Raw genomic sequence first — 2441 nt, 5'->3', positions numbered from 1 at the left:
AGAAGGATTTTCATGCCGCCTCCCGTCCCTTCACATGCGCATCGAACCAGCCGACGAGGTCGTCCAGCACCGCGTCGCGTTCGGGCTCGTTATAGATTTCATGGAACAGGCCGGGATAGATTTCGAGCCGCCTGTCCTGCGACGCGACATTGGCGAACAGATAACGCGACCCCGCCGGCGCGGTGAGCCGGTCGGCTTCGCCATGCTGGATCAAGATCGGAAGGTGGATTTTCGGCGCGTCGGCCTGCGCGACCGCCATCGCGTCCATGAATTCCTTGCCCAGCCTTGCGCCGATCTTGCCGCCATAGACAAGCGGGTCGGCCTGATAGGCGGCGACGACCTGCGCGTCGCGGCTGACACCCGTTGAATCGAGCGAGAGCACGCCGAGGCGCGGGAAGAAGCGCGAGAGGAAACGGCTGATCCAGACGGTGAAGCGCGACGGCGGTTCGGCGGGCAGGATCGCGGGGCCGGAGAGCGCCGCCGCGACAAAATCATTCTGGCGCTCGACGAGGAACAGGGTCGCGATCAGCCCGCCCATGCTGTGACCGAGCAGGAGGCGCGGCGTATCGCCATGGTTGATCTCGACGAGGGTCAGCAGTTCGGCCATCCCGTCGAGAAAGGCCGAGAAGCGCGGCACATACCCGCCCTCGCCGTCCGAATTGCCATGCCCCCAATGGTCGACGGCATAGACGGCATAGCCCGCACCGGTCAGCCGTTTCGCGACATAGTCATAGCGCCCGGCATGTTCGGCATAGCCGTGCGCGAGCAAGATGATCGCGTGCGGGCGGCCTTCGGGCAGCCAGTGCGTGACGTGGAGCTTCGCCCCCGCGCCCGCAGAACCGGCCGGCAGGATCACCGCGCCCGCCGCCATGCTCAGCGAACCGCCTTTTTCAGTGCCGCGCTGCGATGACCGGGGCCGTCGTCGCCCGCCTTGTCGATCTTCGCCAGGATCGCTTCGAGCGCGCGGCTGATCGCGGTCTGGGTGCGCACCATCTCGACCTTCGGCCATGCGGTGCGTTCGCCGGTGTCGATCAGTTCATCGATATCCTCCTGCCCCAGATCGCTCAGGATCTTGGTCGGCGACCAGAATTTGGGCGGGCGGATGATGTTGATGTCGCCGGTATATTCCTGGTTGATCACCGAGCGCGCCATGTTCGCGATGCTGTTGAGCGGCGGGATCAACTCGAGCGGTTTCTGGAAGATCACCATGTTCGCGTTGAGCCACGCCTTGAAGGTCGTCATCGACGCATGCTGGATCGCCTCGATCGGCGCCATCTGCTTGCGCGTGTCGGTCGCGAAGGGCAGCGCGATCGGGTTCGCTTGGCTGACGATATGGTGGTTGACCCCGTACAGCCGTTCGAGCCGCTTGGTCGGAATATCGTGCGTCACCGACCCGTCGACCCAGCGCCGGTCGGGCTGGTACGGAATGCGCTCGCCCTTGTCGTCGCGCGCCATCAGCATCACCGGCGGGAAAACGCCGGGCACCGCGCACGACGCGAGCACGGCCTCGCGGATCAGCACGTTCGGCGCGGTGATCGCGTTCAAGAGCCGGCCGTTCTGGTGCTTTTCGGCGGGCGCGACCGAAACATTGAGATGGCGGCCGCTGACTTCATAGGCCTCCTGAAAAGTCAGGTCGGGGATCAGGTCGGCGAGGCGTTCGCGCACCTCGTCGGGCGCGAGGCGCCGCTGTTCGGGATCGCGGGCGGGATTGGCGAGGCGTTCGCTTTCGAGAAAGGCGCCGATATCGGCGTTCTTGCGCGTGCAGACGACCGCGGCGACGATCGATCCGCCGCTCGCACCCGACATGATCGCAGGCAATACGCCCTCTTCCCACAATGCCTTCACGACGCCGATATGGAAGAAGAGGAAGCTGCCCGAGCCCGACAGCAGCAGCGCCGAGCGGCCGTAGCAATGCTGCGCACGGCGGAAGAAATCGCGCTTTTCCTCGCGGCCGATGCTGCGCGCGGCGGCAATCTTGTCGAGCGACGCGACGACTTCGGCGACATAGTCCTCGATCAGCTTTTTCGTGCCGAAGCGCGCCTTTTGATAGAGCCGTTCGTGCCCCATGCCGTCGATATTGCCGTGGATGCCTTCGTTGAGCACGAAGAGCAGCCCCTTGACGTCACCCGCCGCCGACAGCTTGCGCAGCTTTTCGAGCCGCGCGCGGATCGCCTTGTAATCGAAATGCTTGCTTTCGTCGGCGTCGCGCCACGCCTGAAGCCCCGATTTCCTGTCATGCTCCTGCGCGGCTTTCGACCAGGCGGTGTAGTCGGGCGCGATCACCAGATCGCGGTCGGCGCTGAGCGTCGGGGTGAAAAGCATTCGGTAATCCTGCGAGATGCGGGGAGAGTGCAGGGAAAACACCATCGAGGTTTGAAGCGATTTTGTTCAAGGCAAGGAGGCAAGGCGTAGGCATATGTCAATATTCCAAGACTTGCTGA

Annotated in this window: 2 protein-coding genes; both read right to left on the bottom strand. The window is 64.2% G+C overall.

Features of this window, described 5'->3' with window-relative positions; genetic code table 11:
- Window positions 1-10 precede the first annotated feature (10 nt).
- Entirely contained in the window at window positions 11-871 is an 861-nt protein-coding gene (locus VGD20_RS14185; protein ID WP_331135070.1) for a lysophospholipase, read from the bottom strand.
- Between the two features lie 2 nt (window positions 872-873).
- Entirely contained in the window at window positions 874-2322 is a 1449-nt protein-coding gene (locus tag VGD20_RS14180; RefSeq protein WP_331135069.1) for a DUF3336 domain-containing protein, read from the bottom strand.
- Between the last annotated feature and the right edge of the window lie 119 nt (window positions 2323-2441).

Origin of the sequence: Sphingopyxis sp., assembly GCF_036402335.1 — a bacterium.
GTDB lineage: Bacteria > Pseudomonadota > Alphaproteobacteria > Sphingomonadales > Sphingomonadaceae > Sphingopyxis.
The sequence above is the reverse complement of the archived record's forward strand: the minus strand, read 5'-3'. Positions and strand labels throughout refer to the sequence as shown.